General features: G+C 28.1%; 18 protein-coding genes, 1 rRNA gene and 1 pseudogene. 14 read left to right on the forward strand and 6 right to left on the reverse strand.

Going from position 1 to position 22836, the window contains the following annotated elements:
• Positions 1-418, reverse strand: a pseudogene (locus EPJ72_RS11090) (hypothetical protein); the annotation flags it as partial.
• Between the two features lie 184 nt (positions 419-602).
• Between EPJ72_RS11090 and EPJ72_RS11095 the strand changes: the two are divergent.
• The 4 genes from EPJ72_RS11095 to EPJ72_RS11110 all read left to right on the forward strand — a co-directional run bounded on the left by EPJ72_RS11095 (position 603) and on the right by EPJ72_RS11110 (position 5075).
• Entirely contained in the window at positions 603-2273 is a 1671-nt protein-coding gene (locus EPJ72_RS11095) for a tetratricopeptide repeat protein (RefSeq protein ID WP_147732205.1), read from the forward strand.
• A 65-nt stretch (positions 2274-2338) separates the two neighbouring features.
• Positions 2339-3022, forward strand: a complete 684-nt coding sequence (locus tag EPJ72_RS11100) for a DUF305 domain-containing protein (protein WP_147732206.1) — start codon at positions 2339-2341, stop codon at positions 3020-3022.
• Between the two features lie 144 nt (positions 3023-3166).
• The gene (gene lpxD / locus EPJ72_RS11105; RefSeq protein WP_147732207.1) at positions 3167-4207 is read left to right on the forward strand and encodes a UDP-3-O-(3-hydroxymyristoyl)glucosamine N-acyltransferase; all 1041 of its coding nucleotides are present in this window, start codon (positions 3167-3169) and stop codon (positions 4205-4207) included.
• Between the two features lie 4 nt (positions 4208-4211).
• Positions 4212-5075, forward strand: coding sequence for a DMT family transporter (locus EPJ72_RS11110; RefSeq protein WP_147732208.1), 864 nt, complete (start codon positions 4212-4214; stop codon positions 5073-5075).
• A gap of 312 nt (positions 5076-5387) precedes the next feature.
• Here EPJ72_RS11110 and EPJ72_RS11115 read toward each other — a convergent pair whose 3' ends face one another.
• The 3 genes from EPJ72_RS11115 to EPJ72_RS11125 form a co-directional block, all read right to left on the reverse strand.
• Complete coding sequence (locus EPJ72_RS11115) at positions 5388-6320, reverse strand: TIGR01212 family radical SAM protein (RefSeq protein WP_147732209.1); 933 nt, start codon at positions 6318-6320, stop codon at positions 5388-5390.
• A 2-nt stretch (positions 6321-6322) separates the two neighbouring features.
• On the reverse strand, positions 6323-6808 hold the full coding sequence (gene smpB / locus EPJ72_RS11120; RefSeq protein ID WP_147732210.1) for an SsrA-binding protein SmpB: 486 nt from the start codon (positions 6806-6808) through the stop codon (positions 6323-6325).
• Positions 6809-6898: 90 nt separating this feature from the next.
• Entirely contained in the window at positions 6899-7888 is a 990-nt protein-coding gene (locus tag EPJ72_RS11125) for a LacI family DNA-binding transcriptional regulator (RefSeq protein WP_147732211.1), read from the reverse strand.
• Between the two features lie 186 nt (positions 7889-8074).
• Between EPJ72_RS11125 and EPJ72_RS11130 the strand changes: the two genes are divergently transcribed.
• From EPJ72_RS11130 to EPJ72_RS11175, 10 genes are all read left to right on the forward strand, one after another.
• Positions 8075-9007, forward strand: coding sequence for a nucleoside hydrolase (locus EPJ72_RS11130; protein ID WP_147732212.1), 933 nt, complete (start codon positions 8075-8077; stop codon positions 9005-9007).
• A 160-nt stretch (positions 9008-9167) separates the two neighbouring features.
• Positions 9168-10187 (forward strand): BMP family lipoprotein, encoded by a 1020-nt coding sequence (locus EPJ72_RS11135; RefSeq protein ID WP_147732213.1) that lies wholly within the window; start codon positions 9168-9170, stop codon positions 10185-10187.
• Between the two features lie 69 nt (positions 10188-10256).
• Entirely contained in the window at positions 10257-11792 is a 1536-nt protein-coding gene (locus EPJ72_RS11140) for an ABC transporter ATP-binding protein (RefSeq protein ID WP_147732214.1), read from the forward strand.
• Positions 11789-12820: an ABC transporter permease gene (locus EPJ72_RS11145; RefSeq protein WP_147732215.1), complete on the forward strand. Its 1032-nt coding sequence runs from the start codon at positions 11789-11791 to the stop codon at positions 12818-12820. Before EPJ72_RS11140 ends, EPJ72_RS11145 begins: the two co-directional genes overlap by 4 nt.
• Positions 12821-12826: 6 nt before the next feature.
• Complete coding sequence (locus tag EPJ72_RS11150; protein WP_147732216.1) at positions 12827-13717, forward strand: ABC transporter permease; 891 nt, start codon at positions 12827-12829, stop codon at positions 13715-13717.
• A 12-nt stretch (positions 13718-13729) separates the two neighbouring features.
• Positions 13730-14707: a hypothetical protein gene (locus EPJ72_RS11155; protein ID WP_147732217.1), complete on the forward strand. Its 978-nt coding sequence runs from the start codon at positions 13730-13732 to the stop codon at positions 14705-14707.
• A gap of 41 nt (positions 14708-14748) precedes the next feature.
• Complete coding sequence (locus EPJ72_RS11160) at positions 14749-15753, forward strand: nucleoside hydrolase (protein ID WP_147732218.1); 1005 nt, start codon at positions 14749-14751, stop codon at positions 15751-15753.
• A 28-nt stretch (positions 15754-15781) separates the two neighbouring features.
• Positions 15782-16654 carry a ribokinase gene (gene rbsK, locus EPJ72_RS11165; protein ID WP_147732219.1) on the forward strand — a complete coding sequence of 291 codons (873 nt, stop codon included), beginning with the start codon at positions 15782-15784 and terminating at the stop codon, positions 16652-16654.
• 176 nt (positions 16655-16830) lie between these two features.
• Positions 16831-17292, forward strand: a complete 462-nt coding sequence (locus EPJ72_RS11170; protein WP_147732220.1) for a periplasmic heavy metal sensor — start codon at positions 16831-16833, stop codon at positions 17290-17292.
• 160 nt (positions 17293-17452) lie between these two features.
• A complete protein-coding gene (locus tag EPJ72_RS11175; protein ID WP_147732221.1) occupies positions 17453-18982 on the forward strand; it encodes a vWA domain-containing protein in 1530 nt (509 codons plus the stop codon).
• 22 nt (positions 18983-19004) lie between these two features.
• Here EPJ72_RS11175 and EPJ72_RS11180 read toward each other — a convergent pair whose 3' ends face one another.
• Entirely contained in the window at positions 19005-20726 is a 1722-nt protein-coding gene (locus EPJ72_RS11180; RefSeq protein WP_158636899.1) for a GmrSD restriction endonuclease domain-containing protein, read from the reverse strand.
• A gap of 135 nt (positions 20727-20861) precedes the next feature.
• Positions 20862-22374, reverse strand: a 16S ribosomal RNA gene (locus EPJ72_RS11185).
• Between the last annotated feature and the right edge of the window lie 462 nt (positions 22375-22836).

The raw sequence follows: 22836 nt of genomic DNA on the forward strand, positions 1-22836 counted from the left end.
CTATTTTGCCTTCTTTTTGTATTTTAGAGACAAATTTACGCTTATCATATCGCTTCTTTTTCTTTTTTGTTTTATATCTCCAAAGATTATTTCTTTTTAGTACATTCTCTATAGCTGTAACCCCTATATTAATGCCTTCACGGTTCAAATATGCTTTAATATAATGCTTACCTCGATATTCTTTAGTATAGAGTTCAATAATTAAATTAATAGCTTTTTGATTATTAAAGATATTTGGAGAAGTTTTCGGTCTAGTGCTAAAATTAGCGACAGTTCCAGTGTCTTTATATTTCTTAAGCCAAGTATAAAAAGTAGATTTGGGTATTTCTTCTATCTTTAAAAATCTTTTAATATTTTTAGTTTTTAATGCTTCATCCACTATAAATAATTTAAATTCTGTGCTACAATCTCTTTTCATAGTAGTATCCTTTTATTTGTTTTCTATATCAAAATATTATAACAAGGATACTGCTTTTTTTATACTAAAAAATGTCCAATATCTCACACTCCTAAACACAAAATATTTTTAAATTAACTTTATTTAAAATAAAAAATAATATAAAATAATTTTGAATAATAGTGAAAGGATAAAGAGATAATTTATGAGTAATATAATGGTATATTTAATAACTTTAATAGTATTAGCTTTTCTTACTTTTATCTTAATAAAAAAAATAATTGCAAACAAAGATAATAAGATAGGAAAAGTGTCTGGTAAATTAAGCAAAGAGAGAATATTAGAATTAAAGAAAAGAATTGCTAAAGATGAAAATGATTATGAGGCAATATATGAACTTGCAATGCTTGAAGAGAATATAGGAGAAAATGAAGAGGCCTTAAAAAAATATGAACAATTAATGGAGATAGGATATTTAAGAGGAAAGGCTCAGCTTGATGCGGCAAAAAAATTAGAAGAAAAATACTCTTCATTAGGAAATAGAGAAAATACATTAAAATATTCTGCTATTGTATTTAAAATAGACCCTAAAAATACAATATATGCTATAAAGGCTGCAACCATATTAACATACGAAGGAAATTTTAAAATAGCTTGCGATTATTTTTCTAAAGCATTATCTGCAAAAGAAGAATTCGATATTGACAATATTAAGGCAGCAGCATTTGCTTTTTATAAAGTAAAAGATTATAAAAAATCTCTAGCATTTTTAGAAACACTTTATAAAAGAGTAAACAAAGAAAAAAGTAATAAAGAAATATCTAAACAAATAGCTAAATCTTTAATTTCTCTTTACTTAATATCTGAAGAAATTAATATAGCAAAATCTTTCTTAGAGGCAACTCTTGCCAATAAATTTCATGATGACAACTATATATTTTATTTAAACAAAGTATATTTATATATACTATACAAATTAGATGATAGTAAATTATTTAAAGAATATTATGACAAAACATACGCATTATATAAAATTCCGCAATTTGACAAAAAAAATTCTGTTTTAATATTTGACTATGCCTTCTATTCATATTTTTTAAGAGATATTGATTTTTCTATACAAGCTTTTAGAAGTATAAAATCATTTAACTTAAAAGAATTTGATATTTATGATGTTGATAAAATCTTAAGCTATTTATCTGAAATATATAAAGCATCAGATCAATTAAATAAAATAAAAGATTCAGGCTCATATTCTCTACAAAAATATAAAAATGATAACTTTGAAAATTATATAGATAAAGATTTAACAGTATTTTGGGATAAAACTATAAACCTATGGGAAGCTTCTTTTATAGATTTTGATTATATATCAACTTTAATAGACACAAGAGCTACAATTAATACTGATACTATATTAAATCAATTAAAAATTTCTATAAATGAAAATAAAGCAAATACATTTAGCACTACCAACAAAATAGATAAAATATTCAAAATGAGTATGCTTGATTTTAAAAAGGTTTGCCAGAATATAATAAAAAACAAATTATCTCATTCCATAGTTCAGGAATATACAGGCGAAAAAGGAAAAAACAGTTACGGAGATGAAGTAGATTATTTAGCATACAATATGAAAAGCAATAAAAAAGATTTAACTCTAATATCTTTCAAAAGATGGAATAATGTAGAAATTGGAGAACTTATGATTAGGGATTTTTTAATGCTTGTTTCTGAGGCGGGTGCTAAAAACGGAATATTAATTGTACCAGTGGACCTTACAAGCAGTGCTAAAAGTTATGTGCTTCATAATGACAAAATAGAAGTTTATTCTAGAGCACAATTTAATAATTTATTAAAAGATGAGTCTATATAATTTATTTTACCGTTTATATAATTAAGATATTATAATAGTAAAATTTATTAAAGGATATTTACATAATGAGAAACTTTTTAACTTTAATTACTATTATAATGATGTTAGTTTTTACTGTTTCTTGTAGTCAAAAAACAGATACAACTTCTGCTGCAGAAAATAATATTGCACAAAATAATACAGCAGAAAATGCACATGCCTCTCATAGTGCTTCTGGCTCTAAAATAATAGATGCAATGCACGCTCCTATGATGGCTCAGCCTTTTGAGAAAACTAAAAATATAGATGTTGATTTTTTAGTTAATATGATACCTCATCATCAAGGAGCTATAGATTCTTCTAAAATACTTCTTGAAACTACTACAAATGAAACTCTAAAAACTTTAGCTAATAATATTATACAAGCTCAAGAGAAAGAGATAGAAGAGTTTAAAGCTTTGGTAGAAGAATTAAAAGCAAAAAACACAGATTATAGCAATATAGACACTGTAGCTTTTGGAAATGAAGCAGAGAAGATTATGAATGATATGATGATGGAAATGTCTATGATAGAAGTTACTGCAGACAATGATATAGATTTTATTAGAGGAATGATACCTCATCATCAGACTGCAGTTGATGCTTCTAAGCAAATATTAGCTTCTACAAAAGATGATAAAATTAAAGAGATTGCTAATAGAATAATAGCTGACCAAGAGAAAGAAATAGCTGATATGAATAATTTATTAACTTCATTAACATCAAAATAATAAAAAATGATAAATATTAAAAGGTATAGATATTATTATCTATGCCTTTTTTATTTTTATAAAATATAAATTTGCAAAAAAATATATTTGTTTATAAAATTAAATATAATAATTTATAATTTTTTAATATTAAATGGAGCAAATATGAATATTAAAGATATTGCTAAATTTTTAAATGCTATAAAAACATTAGGAGATGACAATGTTAATATAACAACCCTCTCTCCTATTAATGATATATCAGAAGGCTCTATAGTTTGTGTTGATAATAATAAGTATATAGAAGCTGCTCTAAATAGCAAAGCGAGTGCAATTATTTTAAGAGAGGATTTGGCAAACACTATAGAAGATTTTAAAAATAAAACAGCTATTATTCATCAAAATCCAAAAGAAGCATTTATAAAACTTCTCTATATTTTATTTGAAGATAAAAAATATCCATTAGGTACAGTAGAAAGTACTGCTGTTATCAAAGAGAATGCAAATATAAATAAAGAAACCTATATAGGAGATAATGTCCATATTGGAAAAAATGTAAAAATAGCTAAAGGAAGTGTAATAGAGAGCGGAGTATTTTTGGGAGATGATGTTGAAATAGGAGAGAATTGCATAATACATTCAAATGTTTCTATACATGACAGATGCATAATAAAAAACAATGTTATAATAGGTTCATCTAGTGTTATTGGCAATGATGGTTTTGGATTTTTTGAAGTTAATGGTAAGCAGATGAAAATTCCTCAAAGGGGAAATGTTGTAATAGAAAATGATGTTGAGATAGGTGCTAATGTTTGTATAGACAGGGCAACTTTAGGCTCTACAATAATTAGAGAGGGCGTAAAAATAGACAATTTAGTACAAATTGCTCATAACTGCGACATAGGAGAGCATTCTATAATTGTATCACAGGTTGGAATTGCTGGAAGCAGTAAATTAGGTCATCATTGTGTACTTGCTGGACAGGTTGGTTTGGCTGACCATGTTACTTTGGGCGATAGAGTTATATTAGGCGGACAAAGCGGTGTTATGTCTAATGTAAAAATAGAATCAAACTCTGTTATGCTTGGCTCACCTGCTCAAAATATTAATAGAGAAAAATTAAAAATGATAGCAGAGCAAAAACTTCCTGAATTAATTGGTTTGGTAGAAGAGCGTTTTGATGTTAAGATAAGAAGAGCTAAATAAAAAAATGATTAATGTACTATTAGTAATCATAGCATCTATTGCCTATGGTTTTCTTCCAATATTTACAAAAAATATTATAAGAGAAAATTATTCATCTGTAGCTATAGTTTTTTATAGATATGCTTTTACAGCAATATTTTTATTTTTTATAATACTCATAAGAAAAAAAAGTTTTAAAATAGATAAAAGACAATTTTTAGAATTAATTTTATTTAGTATAGTTGGTCTTGGTTTAACATTTTTCTTTTTATCGCTTTCTTTATTATATATATCAGCAGGGCTTACTAATATGATTCACTTTGGATATCCTGTTGTGGTCATTATATTAATGGCTATAGTGTATAAAGAGAAAATTAATATATTAAAAATATTCTCTGTAATTTCTGCTGTTATTGGTATAGTACTTTTAACTAGGGTTGTAGAAGTAGAATCTTTTAAGGGTGTAATATATGCTTTAATAACAACAATAACCTATGGGACATATATTATATCAAATAAAAAGGCATCATTTGCCAAACTTGATACTATGGTTTCTCTTTTTTATATGTCTTTATTTGTATCTATAGTATTTTTTATATTCGGTATATTAACTAATAGCATAAAAATGATTGACAGCATAAATGTACTTAATAATTTCCTTGCCACATCTTTGCTTTGTACAATATTTTCTTTAGGGCTTTTGCTTTATGGAGTAAAACAATTAGGTTCTTCACTTGCATCAATACTAAATATGTTTGAACCTACAACTACAGTAATAGCTTCTATATTTATTTATGATGAAACTTTAACTATTAATATATTACTAGGCTCTATTCTTGTTGTTTTGTCTACAGTATTTATGATAATGTCGTCTAAGATAAAAAGCTAACATATTTATACTTTCGCGAAATATATACGAATAAGCAAAATAATTTGCACTTTTCGCGAAGCGTACCCATAGGGTAAAAACTTTGACGAAGTCCGCAAAACGACCGAAGGAAGTGTCATTGCGGTGTTCCACAAAGAACCTTATATCCTACGGATACGCTTCGCGAAAAACTGCATTTTTATTATAAATTTTATAATTTAATTGTACATTAAAATGCACTCCACCGCACGACTAAGAAGTTATAATTAAAGCATAGCATTACCGTGCGGCAATGTGGTACAGCTCGTACGCGGGAAAAAGTTGAATAAAAATCTACAAAAACCTGCAGCCTTGACTCAACTCTCTCTCTGTCATCAATTTGTTTATAGAATTAATTATTTCGCCTTTAGATTTTTTCCATTTCGGTGCTATCAAACTATCTCCTAAACTGTCGCCCATAATCCTTGATACTATTATATCTTCTCTTAAAATAGACATAGCATCAACCATAAGCTCTATATAAAAATCTTCATCAAGTGTAGGAAAATCATAATTTTTATACATTGCCTCAAAAGCACTTCCTACTACAATGTCAAGCTGATGAAACTTTACACTGTCAATTTTTAAATTAGAAATATCCCTCACCGTTTGAAGCATCTCTTCCCTTGTTTCCAAAATTATTTTTTGTCCTTCTATTTTTTTAGGTAAACCAAATATTATATGAGTTGATATTATAAGATTGCTGTAATTATTTTTTATTTTTTCTGTCATATCAGCAAACGACTCAAAATTATGCCCCCTATTTATAAAAATAGAAGTATCATCATTTGAAGATTGAAGCCCCATTTCAAGCCATATCTCTTTATTATATTTTTTTGATAAGTTATCTAATTCTAATAGCACTGCCTCTTCAAGCATATCGCTTCTTGCCCCAAACATTAAGCCAACACAATCCTCAAACTCAATTAATTTATTTGCATATTTAAGAGATTCTGATGAAGCTAATTTTGAAAGCGGAGTACCAAGCTGAAAATAAGCATAATATTTTTTGTATCTGTTTTTATAATTGTTTACACCATTTATCCATTGATTTTTAATATCATCTTCTTCTACATACGGAGGTTTATAACTATTTAAATTGCAAAATCTACACCCTCCATTATTAACCTTATGAGCACAGCCGAAATCTGTGTCTATAGAAATTTTACCAACTTTAAAACCAAACTTTTTTTTTACATAATCAGAAAAACTATAATAATTTTGCATATCTATCTTTTAATATATCTTTCCATTTCTCTGTCTAATGCTTTTTTCTTTAGAGTTTCTCTCTTGTCATGAAGCTTTTTACCTTTAGCCAAAGCAAGCTCAACTTTTACTTTTCCCCTGCTAAAATATAAACTAATAGGAATTAAAGTAAGTCCCTGCTCTTTTATTTTACCATAAAGTCTTTTAATCTCTCTTTTTTTCATTAGAAGCTTTCTTTCACGCAAAGGGTCATGATTGTTTCTGTTTCCAAAATGATAAGGAGATATATGCATATTCACTATAAAAAGCTCCCCCTTTTTAAAAGAAGCATAAGAATCAGACATATTAACTCCCCTATCCCTAAGAGATTTAACTTCCGTTCCAAGTAAAACTATACCTGCCTCAAACTTTTCTATCACTTCATAATTAAAAAGTGCTTTTTTATTTCTTGCTATCTCTCCAGATGAAACAGCATTATTTTTTTTATCTTTCTTGTCTTTTTTAGCCATTTTTTATTTACTCTTATATAATGCTTAAAATTATACATAAATTGCAAAAATTGTCAAAATAAAGAAATAATTTAAAACTATATTATTAATTTATATTTTTTTACATGAGTTTCTAATTACTATATTAGGCTCAAGTACAATATTTATATTATCAGTTATTCTCTCGCTTATAATATTTAATACAGAAAGTACAGCATTTTTTCCCATTTCATAAGCTTGAGAAGACACTGTAGTTAATCCTATTATAGAAGAAAAAGGTATATTATCATAACCAATTAATGATATATCATTAGGTATTGATATCCCATACTCTTCTGTTGCTTTCTTTATACCAAAACACATAACATCACATGCAGAAAATATTGCAGTATATTTAAGATTTGAATTTATTATTTCTTTCATTCTAATATAACTTTCATCAAAATTAAAATTTGCTATTTTTTTATATTTTGTATTGTCAAAATCTATATTATTATCATTCAATGCCTTTATAAATCCATCAAATCTTTCTTTCTCTGTACTAATATCTTGAGGACCAGCCATATATATAATATTTTTATGCCCCAAATCTATTAAATATTTAGTGGCATTATAAGCTCCTATTTTGTTATCAGAACCAACATAATTTATATTATTAAACTCTACTTTTCTATCCAAAAAAACAATTGGTAAATTAGAATTATTAATTATATCATTAAAATATTCTGTACTTCCTACAGATGGTATTATAATATATCCAGATACTCCAATGTTTGTTATATCTTTAAAATTTGATATATCTCTATTTTCTTTAAACTGAGAAAGTATAATATGATATCCATAAAGATTAGCAGTATTTTCTATTCCTTCAATTATATTTGCAAAAAAAGGATTTGTAATATCTGGAATAATTACTGATATAATTTGTTTATTCTTAGTGGTTTTCTTTAAATTATAACCATCAGAGTTAATAATATTATTTATTTTATTTTTTATTTTTTCATCAACACTACTATTTCCATTTAATACCCTAGAAACAGTAGCAACAGAAACATTTGCTTTTTTTGCTATATAACTTAATGTTATTTTTTTATCATTCATAATATACAAATCATGTTAATTAAGATTTTTATTACTATAATATATGAAGTTTAATTTGTCAATATAGTTTCAATAAATAGTTGTTTTACAGAAAAATTTCAGAAAATTTTCTGTAAAAAATTGACTTCGCAACAAAATTGACTATACTTTTTATTATATAAAAAAATATTTAAGGTAATAATAAATATGAGCAAAACAAAAATTATTTTAGATTGTGATCCAGGTCATGATGATGCTATAGCTATACTTATGGCTTTAAAATGTGAAAAAGTAGAATTGCTTGGTATAACAACAGTATGCGGAAATTCTACTTTAGAAAATACCACAGCCAATGCCTTGAGAATTTTAGATTTCATTGGTTGTAATCACATACCCGTAGCAAAAGGATGTCATAAACCAATAAGAAGAGAATTAGTATTAGGTACAGCAGATGGTCCTTCAGGATTAGAAGGTTCTAAATATTTAAGTTCTAGCAATAAAACTTGTGAAGCTTTGCATGCTGTAGATTTTATAGCAAAATGTTTAAGGGAATCTGATGAGAAAGTTACTTTAATACCTACAGCACCATTGACAAATATAGCTTTATTTTTACTAAAATATCCTGAATTAAAGGAAAAGATAGAAGAAATAGTATTAATGGGTGGAGTATTTTATAAGCCAAATGAATATTATACTCCAACAGAATTTAATATATTTTGTGATCCTGAAGCAGCAGATATAGTTATTAACTCTGGAATAAAAACAACTATGATAGGACTTGATGTTACAATGAAAGTATTGGTTGAAGAAGAACAATATAAAGAATTTAGAAAAATAAATACTCCTGTTGGAAAATTAGTAGTTGATTGGCTTATGTTTTATGAGAAACTACATAGAGGTACTATGGGTGTTGGTGGTGCTTTACATGATCCTTTAGCATTTGCATATGTTGTTGATAAATCTTTAGTTAAAACAAAAGAAGTTTATTTAGAAATAGAAAAAAGAGGAGATATAATGTTTGGGGCTACTATTGCTGATTTTTGGGGATTAAAAAAACAAAAACCAAATGTAAATATAGCAATAGAAGTTGATTCTAATAGATTTTTTAATATTTTATATGAATTATTAAAAAAATATTAGTGATAAATTATGATTGAATATACAGAAGAACTTAAAAGTGGTTTAGTTAGAATAGATATAGTTTTTATGCATTTTAATTTAGCTACACAAAGATATTACATAGAAAATCTATAAATATATCAGTGAAGCTATTAAAAAATAAAAAAAGGAGTTAAATAAAATGAAAAAATATTTATTAATCATTTTAGCTTGTTTTATTGTTTTTGGATGTGGAAACAATAGTAATGCAACAAATGACACATCTAATACTAAATCAAAAATAAAAATAGCTGCTATATCTGGTTATTTTGGTCAAGGTTTTGGTAAAAGCATGGTTGCTGGTTTAGAAAGAGCAAGAGATGAATTAGGTATTGAATTAAAAATAGTAGATGTTGGTACAAGATCATTAGATTATGAAGATCAATTATCTAGTTTAGCACAAACTGGTGAATATTCTTTAATATTTTTAATGGGATGGGAATTAGCTAATGCTTTAGAAGTTGTATCTAAATCTTTTCCTGAGCAAAAATTTGTATTTGTAGATGGAGTATTGGAAAATCCAAATGTATATTATGTTAATTTTGCTGAAGAGCAAGGTTCTTTTTTAGTTGGTGTTATGGCTGCACTAATGACAACTAGAACAGATATAGCAAATATTAATCCTGATAAAGCAGTTGGTTTTGTTGGAGGAAGAGATATACCTGTTATTAGAAATTTCTTAAATGGATATATTCAAGGGGTAAAATACATTGATCCTAATATAGAAGTAAAAGAAGTATTTACAGGTACTTTTGATGATCCTGCTAGAGGAAGTGAACTTGCACAATCTTTATATTCTGGAAATGTTGATATAGTTTATAGTGTTGCTGGTCCTTCAGGAGAGGGTGTATTGCAAGCTGCAGGTGCTGCAAAAAAATATGCAGTTGGAGTAGATGTTGATCAGTGTGCTTCAGCTCCAGGATACATATCAGGCAGTATGTTAAAAAGAGCAGATGTTGGTGTTTATGATATGATAGAACAATATGTAAAAAATCCAGATTTGGCTCCAGGCGTATTTACTTACGATATTATCAAAGGTGGAGTTCAATTATGTAATGATGAATATATGAAAGCTATAGTACCTCAAGATATTATTGATAAAATAGAAGAAATAAGACAAAAAGTTGTTAATGGTGAAATAAAAATAGAATCTATAATGTAATATTTAAAAAAGTGGCATCTTATAAAATTATATAAGATGTCGCTTTGATGATTTCAATTGGAGTATAATATGGAATTAGCTATAGAAATGACGAATATTAATAAATCTTATCCGCAAGTTCAAGCTAATAAAAATATAAATTTACAAGTAGAAGTTGGAGAAATACACGCAATAATAGGAGAGAATGGAGCTGGTAAAACAACTTTAATGAATATTTTATTTGGTTTAGAAACAGCAGACAGCGGTAATATAAAAATCTTTGGACAAGATGTTAATATAAATTCTCCTAAGGATGCATTTAAAGTTGGTTTAGGTATGGTACATCAGCATTTTAAATTAGTACCATCATTAACTATATCTGAAAATATATTTTTAGGATGTGAATTAAAAAAAGGAATTTTTATTGATAGAGATTTACAAAATAAAAGTGTTGTAGAGTTATCTAAAAAATTTTCTTTAGATGTAAATCCTACAGACAGAATACAAGATATATCTGTAGGTATACAACAGAGAGTTGAAATATTAAAAGCTTTATATAAAGGAGCAAAAATAATTATTTTAGATGAACCTACTGCTGTACTTACTCCTCAGGAATCTAAAGAATTATTTAAAACATTAAAAGAATTTGTAGTTAAAAATTCTATGACTGTTGTTTTTATAAGTCACCATCTAGATGAAATAATGGATATTTCTGATTCTGTAACAATTCTTCGTTTAGGAGAGGTAATTGCCAGAAAGAAAACTAAAGATATAACTAAAGAAGAACTTGCTAGTTTAATAGTTGGTAAACAAGTAATAGAAGCTCATAATTCTAATACAAATAACAAAAAATGTGATGTTGTATTAGAGGTTAATAATCTTTGGGCTAGAAATACATTAGGGGTACCTGCTTTAAGGGGTGTGTCTTTTTCTGTACATAAAGGTGAAATAGTTGGTATAGCAGGAGTTGCAGGTAATGGACAAACTGAGCTTACAGATATATTGTCAGGTTTTGAATATCCAAGTTATGGAGATGTAATTTTAAATGGAAACAGTATAGTAAACAAAAGCAGTGAATATATAAGGTCTTTAGGTATGTGTCATGTTCCTGCGGATAGAATGAATAGAGGATGTAATAAAAATGATCCTATATGGTCTAATATGCTTATGGGTAAGCAAAGAAAAGAGCCTTTCGCTTATAAATCTATACTTCTAAATTTAAAAAATATAAAAAATTATGCTCAAGAATTAATAAAAGACTATGATGTAAGAGCATCTAATGGAGATGTATTAATAGGAAATCTATCTGGAGGAAATATACAAAAAGCAATAGTAGCTAGAGAATTTTCTCAGGATGTTGATTTTTATCTAATCGATCAACCTACAAGAGGAGTAGATATATCTTCTAGTGCTTTTATACATAATGAAATATTAAAAATGCGTTATATGAATAAAGCTATATTATTAATTTCTGTTCAATTAGATGAAATAATGAGGCTTAGTGATAGAGTTTTAGTATTATTTAATGGATCTATAGTTGGAGAAGTGATTCCTAATGAAACTACAGAAGAAGAAATAGGTCTTCTTATGGCTGGTATTTCTTCTAAAGGGGATGCTACATTATGAGAGATTTTTTGGAAAAAAAATTATTACCTATTTTAATTGGACCTATTATTGCCATAGTTGGTGCTACATTATTAAGTGCTATAGTAATATTACTTATAAGAGAAAATCCTATACATGTGTATTTTACCTTAATAAAAGGGGCTTTTGGAGGAATCAGACAAATAGCTGGAGTATTATTGCAATCTACACCAATTATAGTATCTGGCGTAGCTGCTTGTATAGCTTTTAAAAGTGGTATTTTTAATATAGGTATAGAAGGACAATTATATGTTGGAGGATTTGCTGCTACATATATTGGTTTCGCATATACATTACCACCTTTTATACATGTTATTGTTGCTATATTAGCTTCTATGGTTGCTGGTATGTTATGGATATTTCTTCCTGCATATTTTAGGTCAAAATATAATGCAAATGAAGTTGTAGCTACTATTATACTTAATTATGTTGCTGTTTTATTAACTTCATTTTTGACTATAAATGTATTTAAGATTCCAGGTGGTTGGTCAGAAACTCCACCTATACATGAAACTGCATATTTACAAAGATTGTTTGAATTTTCAAGACTTAATGTTGGATTTTTTATAGCAATAATACTAATAGCTATATTAACATTTTATTTTCAAAAAACATCTATGGGTTATGAATGTAAAGTAGTTGGATCCAACTTTGAATATGCACAATACGGTGGTATACAAAATAGAAAAATAATGTTTAGAATGATGATGATTTCAGGTGCTATAGGTGGTCTTGCAGGAGGTATAGAAGCTTTAGGAGTACATAGAAGATTTATGGAAGGGTTTGCTCCTGGTTTTGGATTTGATGGAATTACAGCGGCATTATTATCTAATGCAAATCCAATAGGAACTGCCATAACTTCATTATTCTTTGGAGCTTTGAGGTCTGGTTCTTTACTTATGGAAATAGATACAAATGTATCAAGAGAATTGGTTACTGTTATACAAGCTTTAATAATATTATTTATTTCAGTAAAAATTACTTTAAAAACTAAAAGTAAAGGTAGGTAAAAGTTTATGATATCAGATATATTTAATATTTCTTTAATTGCAGCAACTATCCGTACAACAACACCGATATTATTAGTTGGACTTGGAGGTGCTTTCACTACTAAAAGTGGCATATTTAATGTTTCATTAGAAGGTCAAATGCTTATGGCTGCTTTTTTTGCAGTTGTTGGTAGTTATTATACTGGTTCGGCACTAGCAGGTGTTATCCTTGCTATTATAATATCATTAATATTGGCTTTAGTATTTGTATTATTTGTTGTAAACTTTAAAGCAAATGAAGTTGTAGTAGGGCTAGCTATAAATACTTTTGCTAGTGGTGCAACTATATCGCTTATGAAAACTTTATTTGGTACAAGAGGGTCTGTTGTATCTGATAAAATAGTAGGATTACCAAGTATAGGAGGATTTACACCATTTGTTTATTTAAGTATAGTTTTTCTAATTTTAGTTGCATTATTTATTTATAAAACAAAATTAGGATTATATATAAGAGTTGTAGGAGAGAAAGAAGATGCAGCAACATCTCAAGGTATTAATGTTACAGTTATAAAATATATATCATCTTTATTATGTGGACTCTTTGCTGGTATAGCAGGGGCACATCTTTCTATAGGATATTTAACTTTATTTACAGAGAACATGTCTTCTGGTAGAGGATTCATGGCTGTTGCTGCTTTGATATTTTCTAATGGAGACCCTTTAAAATTGTTCATTGGATGTTTAATATTTGGTTTTTCTGATGCTATAGCTTTAAGAATGCAAGGTTTTGGTATACCATCTTATATAGTTTTAATGTTTCCATATATAGTTACATTGATATTCCTATTTGCTAATACATATAATAAAAGAAAAAAACGTATATTAGAAACAGAAGAAACTATAAAAAAATATAAATAAAGGATATTACAAGTGAAAAATGATTTATTTCCAATAATTATGGTATTGATTTCTGCTTTTATGTGGGGAAGTTGGGGACAATTTATTAAAAAGGTTTCTCAATGGTCTATAAGAATGTTCATGTTTATGCTATATTTCTTTTCATTGATATTAACTTGGACAGTTCTTTTAATAAATAGTGGAATTAGTGGATATGTTGAATTATTTAATTTAATACAAGAAACCCCTAAGCTTTTTTTATACCCTATACTAGGAGGTATAATATATACTTTTGGAATGTGGTTTAATATTATAGCAGTTGATATAGCAGGACTTTCTATAACTTATATAATATTTACTTCTATTTCTATGCTATTAGGTACAACTTTATCTATATTAGCTGGAGGACTTCCTGATGGTACACCTGTATATAGTGTATTATTAGGAGCTATTTTAATATTAATATCTGTATTCTTCTGTGGATATTCTTCTAAGGCAAAAGAAAATAACTCTAAAACTTCTAACAAAGTATCAATAAAAACCGTTCTATTATATGGAGTTATATCTGGATTTTTTATATCAGCTTATCCATTTTTTATGACATTGTCTATTAAAACTGATTTAAATAATGTTGGACTAAATTCCTATCAATATATGGCATTATTATCTTGTGGTTCTATGATAACAGCTATATTAGTTTGTTTAATACCTTTAATAAAATCAAAAGAATTAGTACCTGCTTTAAAAGTTCCAAAAATTTATTTTGTATTTGCGGCATTATCTGCAATAATGCATTATGGTGGAAATATATTAAATTCTGTTTATGCTTCTTTGGTTGGATTAGCTATATCTTGGCCATTAGGTCAAAGTATGGCATTATGGGCTGTATTATGGGGGGTAATATATGGAGAATATAAAAATGCTCCATTCAAATCTATATTATCAATTATATTGGCTGTTATATTTATTATTTTAGGTACTTTATCAATAACATTAACTGTTTATAGTTAATTTATAGTTAATTGATTATATATAAAAAAGGAGAAATTATTATGAAACGTTTGATATTAGATATTGATTCTGTTGGAGACGATATATTGACAATATTTTATTGTGCAAAAGAAAAAAGTTTAAAATTAGAAGGAATAACTACTGTATTAGGAGCTAGTGGAAGTATAGAACAAGCTACAAAAGTTGCTTTAAATACATTGTCAATTGCAGATAGTAGAAATATTCCTGTATATAAAGGAGCATCCAAACCTATGGTTGGTCATCCAAAAGAAATAATGGAAAAACCTGTAAAGATTAATGAAGAATTGGCAAATATTTTTGGAGAAAGAATAAAAGGTTTTAATCCTCCTGCTAAAGAACCTGACCATAGAGAAAAAGATAAACATGCTGTTGATTTTATAATAGAAACTATTATGTCAAATCCTAAAGAGATATCAATAGTAGCTACAGGACCTTTAACTAATATTGGTATGGCATTATTACAAGAACCAGCTCTAGCTGATAATATTAAAGAATGCTATATAATGGGTGGAGTGTTCAAAACCCCAGGAAATATAACACCTGTTGTTGAATATAATATATGGAATGATCCTGAAGCTTCAAAAATTGTATTCAACTCTGGTGTACCTATAACCTTAATACCTTTAGACATATGCGAAGATAATTCGGCAGCTGATAGTATGTTTACTAGAGATGATATATTTGATTTATCACTAATGAAAAACAATCCTGTTGCTTCACATATAGTAAATTTTTTGCCTTTATATATAGATATATGGAGAGAATATTTTAAATTAGTAGGTTTTCCTATGGATGATGTAATTACTGCTGCTATGTTAGTAGATGAAACTATATGTAATACAACTAAAAGAGTTTATGTTGATGTTGAAACTGAAGGAGAATTAAGTAGAGGTCAATGTATAGCATTTTTTGGAAGCCAAATATTGACAAAACCTAAAAAAGAAAATACTAGAATATGTACATCTATTAATGGATTAAAATTTAAAAAAATGTTTAAAGATACTATTAATTTATATTCAAAATAATAATTTTAGTATTTTATGTGAGAATAGTATGAGTAAAAAAATTTTAGTAATAGGCAGTATAAATAAAGATTTAGTTATAACAACTCCTCGTTTCCCTAAAGAGGGTGAAACTATACTTGGTAACAATTTTTATACTAATAATGGAGGTAAAGGTGCTAATCAAGCATGTGCGATAGGTAAATTGGGCGGAAATGTAGCTATGCTTGGTGCTATTGGAAATGATAATTTTGGTAAAGATTTGTCGAATGCTCTATATTCTAATGATGTTAATATAGATAATTTATTAATAAAGGATAATGTTTCTACAGGCATAGCAGTTATTACAGTTACAGATGATGGTGCTAATCATATTATAGTGGCACAGGGAGCTAATGCTTTAATTACAAAAGATGATATTAAAGAAAAATTAATTTCATCTTTTGATATAATTGTTATGCAATTAGAGATACCTTTAGAAATAGCAAAATATAGTGCATCTGTTGCTAAAAAACTTGGAAAAACTATAGTGTTAAATCCATCACCTGCAGTAAAACTTGATAAAGATTTTTTAAGCTGTGTAGATATACTAATTCCAAATGAAACAGAAATAGATATTATAGGCGGTGTTGATTATGTTCTTGAATGCGGAGTTAAAAATATAATACTTACTTTAGGGGCTGACGGATGCGACTTAATAACAAAAAAAGAAAGAAAACATTTTGATGCTTATAATGTAGATGTTATTGATACCACTGCTGCGGGGGATAGTTTTTTGGGAGGGGTTGTAAGAATGATTGCTGATAATAAAACTGTTGAAGAGGCTATTGAATTTGCTACTAAAGTTTCTAATATAACGGTCACTAGAAAAGGAGCAATAGACTCAATACCAACATACAATGAAGTTATTAATAGCTATAAATAACAATAATTAATATTCTATTATAAAGAGTGTCTTTTTTAAAAAGCACTCTTTTTTATACCCTAGTATGGTATAGAAAAAAATAACTTTTTTTATTTTTTTGGGAACTTTTATTTTTTTTGTACGTCTAATAAAGCATAAGAAAACAAAAAACAATAAATATAAAAGGGAGATTAAAAATGAAAAAAGGATTTATAATTTTAGTTTCTATAGCAATAATGGTATTTGGCTCTGTATCTTTATTCGGACAATACGCTAGAGGTTATGGTATGGGTTATGGAAGAGGATACGGTAGAGGCTATGGAATGGGTTGCGGTTATGGAAGAGGTTATGATAGAGGATATGGAAGAGGCATGGGATGTAACTATGGATATGGAAGAGGTTATGGATATTACAACCTTACTCAAGAGCAAATTAATCAAATACAATCTATAGAAAGTAAATACTTCCCTCAAATAGATGATTTAAGAAGAGAAGTTTACAATAAAACTCAAACTATAAATTTAGAAATGAGTAAACAAAACCCTGATCAAAATGCTATAAATAAAGCTATAGATGAAAGAACAAAAACTTTATCTGATTTAGACAAGTTAAGATCTGAATTTTTCTTGGAAATTGATAAAGTATTTCAAGTAAAATAAAATTATTTATAGTTAAATAAAAATACCTGCATATTATTATGCGGGTATTTTTTATTTTAAAATATATTTAATTAAACTAACAATTTTTTAATTTCAATTAACATAACAATAGATATTTATAGATAATAGAGCCGATAATAAATGATAGAGGTTTTAAACAATGAGAAGATTTTTATTTATTATTTTATCGGTAGCATTTTTTGCTGCTTTAGAAAATTTATATTGTCAATACACAGAAATTACACAAGATGATATTATTATAGAGAAATTACTTACAGGTTACCAAATAAATATAAGAAAAAAAAATAATATAGACAATATAAGACTACTATTTAAATTGCCAAATAATAAATACTCATACCTTTATCTTAATCAATCATCTGATGCTAATTCATTAATAAATATTAATAAAGTATCAGTAAATAGTAAATTAGGAACATCTTTGCAGGCATCTATAGGAGAATCTGTATATTTAGATACTAATAATGTAAATGCAAGAATATTATTAACAGATAATACAGAACTTGTATTAGAGGCATTGGATAATAATGGAAATATTGTAACAGATTCAACATTTTTATTTAAAATTGATAATAATAAAAAAACTAACCCTATAATAACATTAAGAAACGTACAAAAAGAAGGTAATTTATACGCATTTTATCTTTACTATTCAGGCGGAGAAAATGGAAAATATGCCTTTTATGTGAGAGAAGGCTTAACTAATACTACATATAAATTAATTAAAACTTCATTTAATTATGCTCTACAAGCAGATAATAATGGAATAATATTAGAAGATACATACAACAGCAAAATAGGAAAACAACTATATATAAAAGCTTATTTTAAAGAATTGCCAGAAGATAGATATTTATCATTTAATGTGTTTAATACTAAAGGAGAAACTTTTACTTATCCTATAGATTATATAATACAAAATCAAACAATAAAAAATACTGCAAATACTGTTACAACAGAAGAAAATATTAATGTTCCTCCTGTAATAGAACCTCCTAATCAAGAAATTATAGAATTAAATACAAATGAGATGATAGTAAGTAAAAAACAAATAAATAATAACAATATAGAAAGAAACTTTTTTGACGGTGAAGCAATAGATTCATTAAATAAAGCTAGTGAATTAAAAAGCCACTATGCTGATGATGAAAAAGATTTAAACAGCCAAATATATAATATTATAAAGAAATATAATTCAGCTATAGATTTAGTATTAGTATTAGATACAACAGAAAGTATGGATCCATATTTAATTTCAATAAAAGAAGAAATAAAATCTATAAGTAAAGAAGTATTTAAAAAGGATGTTAATTCAAGAATTGGATTTTTGCTTTACAGAGATGTAGGAGATGCATACCTAACTAAAAAAATAGACTTTGATAATAACATAAATAAAATACATAGGGATGTCAATTATTTTTATGCTAAAGGCGGAGGAGATAAGTCAGAACCTATGTATGAAGCAATACAAAAAGCTTTAGAAGATTTTGATTATAAAAATGAAAGTAAAGTAGTAATAGTAATTACAGATGCCCCTGCTAAAATTATAGGTAAAGCTAATGCTGACACAAACAAAAAAACAGCAAAAGAAAAAAATATTAAAATAGAATACATACTCGTAAAAGAAATAAAAAGAAACACAGAAGATATAGAAAAGCCAATATTTTAATTAGTTTTTCAATAGTAAAATCTTATTTAAAAGATTTTTTCAAGAAATTATATATTGTATTGACAAATTCTTCATTCCTTTTTTCTATATCTTTTTTACTCCAATCTGTTTTATTTGTATTAGCAATATCAATAATATCCATAACATTTGACTTTGAATAATTTGAATTGTTACCTAAATATATTTTTTTCTTCTCACCAAAATATTTATTTCCTGCTAATATATTTAGTTTATATTCTAAAGGTGCTTTGTTTCCATATTTATCTAAATATTCATCTGCATCTTTTTTATCCCAACCTTTATAATTTGTATTTTGCCATTTTTTAGGAAGAATATGTTCTATATGTACATCTTCAATAATAGTTTTTTGTTTTTTATTTAAATAAGCTTTTAATAAAATAATTGAAGAAGATACTTTTGATCTTGATGAATTTGATATACAAATTTTAAACTCTTTTGCATTTTTTAAACATTCAATATCATCATCAATGAATACTTTATCATATTTTCCATTACAAACATCTATTGAAGCTTTAAATATTGGAAGCTTAATATCATTAACTTTTTTACCCTCTATAGCTTTTATAAATAAAAATGAAATTAAACGTTGTAAAAAAAATGAAAAATTATCATTAAAGTTAATATTATCCTTATTTTCTAAATAAAACACACTTATTAAATATTTCCAATATTCATTTGTATAGTATTGTAAACAATGCAAATATTTCAAACAATTGTAATTTAAATTAATATTTGGAGATTGTTTTAACCAATTTACATCTATCCAAAAATCAGATAATGATATTAAATCATCTATAACATTTTTCTTTTTGAGAATATCATATTTATTTTGTGAATAAAAAGATCTTAAACCAACCTCTTTTGAACTAATTGAATTTCTAGCTCTAATTACATACATATAATATCTAAAAATATCATCTAAAGTAATGTATGCTTTTTCTACTTTTTCAGATAATTCTTCCCATTTTGAAGAAAATAGATCTTCTAAACCGTCCTTACTATAAATTTTAAACAATTCAGATTTAAAAATATCAGAATCAGAAAGCTGTAATCCTCTATTATTAAGAGTATGAAATATAGTCAAACCTATATCAAAATTATCACATTCTATAGGTAATATTATACATTTATGTAAAATTGAGTCACAAAAGTTATACCATTGTGTAGTATTATCCTTAGCAAATTCCTCTATCTTTTTATAAAAAAATATAGAGTTCAAAGTATATAAATCATCATCTTCAGAATCTAAATCAACTCCATTTATTAATATATCGTGAAATTTTTTTTTCTTTTCATCTACAATAACTTTAGATTCTATATGAATACTTTTATTATTATCTACTTTTTTAGTTATTCTATTTATATCCCAAATACAAGGTTCTATATCAGACATTAATCCTTTAACTTCATCAGTTTTCATCATATTTTCAAGTTTTTTATATAATGATCTTAATAATAAACTAAAAGAAGTTATTCTTTGTTGTCCATCAATAATGCCTAATCCTTTATCAGTTTTATAAGTGACTATAGAACCTAAAAAATAATATTCATCTTTTTTATTCATATTAGATTCATAAAAATCAACTAAATCATTCCATAAAGTATTACATTGTTCTTCATACCAACTATATGGTCTCTGATATTGAGGAATAATAAATTTTTTTCCTTGCATACTAGATAAAATTTCATAAATAGTCTTTTTACTTACATTTAATTCAGGCATGGGGCAACTCCAAATGAAATAAAAACACAAAAAAACCATCCGTTTGAGGATAGTTAATTAACAAGGTATAGAATATATAGAAAAGTTCTTTCAAATATGAATAGCAGTAAGAGTTTAAAGGGACAAACTCCGAATAAAGGAGGTGATCCAGCCACACCTTCCGGTACGGCTGCCTTGTTACGACTTCACCCTCATCATCAGTCCCACCTTCGACGCCGCCCTCCTTACGGTTAGGCTAACGGCTTCAGGTAAAACCAACTCCGATGGCGTGACGGGCGGTGTGTACAATCCCCGGGAACGTATTCACCGTAGCGTTCTGATCTACGATTACTAGTGATTCCAACTTCATGGAGTCGAGTTTCAGACTCCAATCCGAACTGAGGCAACTTTTTTGAGTTTTGCTCCACCTCGCGGTCTTGCTTCTCTTTGTACTTGCCATTGTAGCACGTGTGTAGCCCTGGACATAAGGGCCATGAGGACTTGACATCATCCCCACCTTCCTCCTACTTGAACGTAGGCAGTCCCCTAAGAGTACTCGACATTACTCGGTAGCAACAGAGGGTGAGGGTTGCGCTCGTTGCGGGACTTAACCCAACATCTCACGACACGAGCTGACGACAGCCATGCAGCACCTATGTTAAACGTCCTTGCGGTCTGACTTATCTCTAAATCATTCATCTAACAATTCAAACCCAGGTAAGGTTTTTCGCGTATCATCGAATTAAACCACATGCTCCACCACTTGTGCGGGGACCCGTCAATTTCTTTGAGTTTCACCCTTGCGGGCATACTCCTCAGGCGGTACACTTAAGACGTTAGCTACGGCACTCCTATTTAAATAGAAGCACCTAGTGTACAACGTTTACGGCTAGGACTACCAGGGTATCTAAGCCTGTTTGCTCCCCTAGCTTTCGTGATTCAGCGTCGATAAATGCCCAGATGACTGCCTTCGCTATAGGTGTTCCTCTCGATATCTGCGCATTCCACCGCTACACCGAGAATTCCATCATCCCCTGCAATATCCAAGATCTACAGTATCCGAGGCGTTCCCGAAGTTGAGCTTCGGTCTTTCACCTTAGACTTATAAATCCGCCTACTCACCCTTTACGCCCAGTAAATCCGAGCAACGTTTGCCTCCTACGTATTACCGCGGCTGCTGGCACGTAGTTAGCCGAGGCTTACATTATCTACTGTCACTCATTCTTCGATAATTTCCGAGGTTTACAACCCGAAGGCCTTCATCCCTCACGCGATGTCGCTCCATCAGACTTTCGTCCATTGTGGAAGATTCTCAGCTGCTGCCTCCCGTAGGAGTCTGGGCCGTATCTCAGTCCCAATGTGGCCGGTCACCCTCTCAGGTCGGCTACCTATCGTAGCTTTGGTAGGCCATTACCCTACCAACAGGCTAATAGGCCGCAGGCTCATCGTGAAGCGAAAAAACTTTCCTCTACTCTACTTATGTAGCAAGAGTATATACGGTATTAGTCCATGTTTCCATGGGTTATCCCCCACTTCACGGCAGATTACCTACGTGTTACTCACCAGTTCGCCGCTAACTTATCCAGTTGCCCGAATAAGCCCGCTCGACTTGCATGCTTAAGACGCATCGCCAACGTTCGCTCTGAGCCAGAATCAAACTCTCCATACTCACTTTTTTAAGTGAATCGTTTTCGATTCTTTATTTTATCACTTTACTAAGTGATGATTTACTTTTTTGCAAAGAAATTGTTACTTATTGTAACGCGTTTAGGTCTCCGAACTTAATTAAAAGTTCGTTTACACTAGTTGTGTTTTGTTTTATTAAACTAGCTTCTGCTATCCATATTTCAAAGAACTTTTGTTTCAAGCGATTTTTTTATTTCTCATCGTTTGTTATGTCATTATAGCACGAGTGCGATAAATAGCAATAGGTTTTAAAGCAGTTTTTTTAATTTTTTTCCAAATTTATTTAAAATTATACTATTTATACTACATATTATACATATTTTTAAAGCCAAATTTCTAAAACTAAAAATAAACACCAAATTCAGCCCGAATTCAATATGAAATTATTCTGAAATACCATTCATAAATGAAATTTTTACAACTTTAATCATTTCAAAACCCTATT

Source organism: Brachyspira pilosicoli (assembly GCF_008016535.1).
GTDB lineage: Bacteria > Spirochaetota > Brachyspiria > Brachyspirales > Brachyspiraceae > Brachyspira > Brachyspira pilosicoli_A.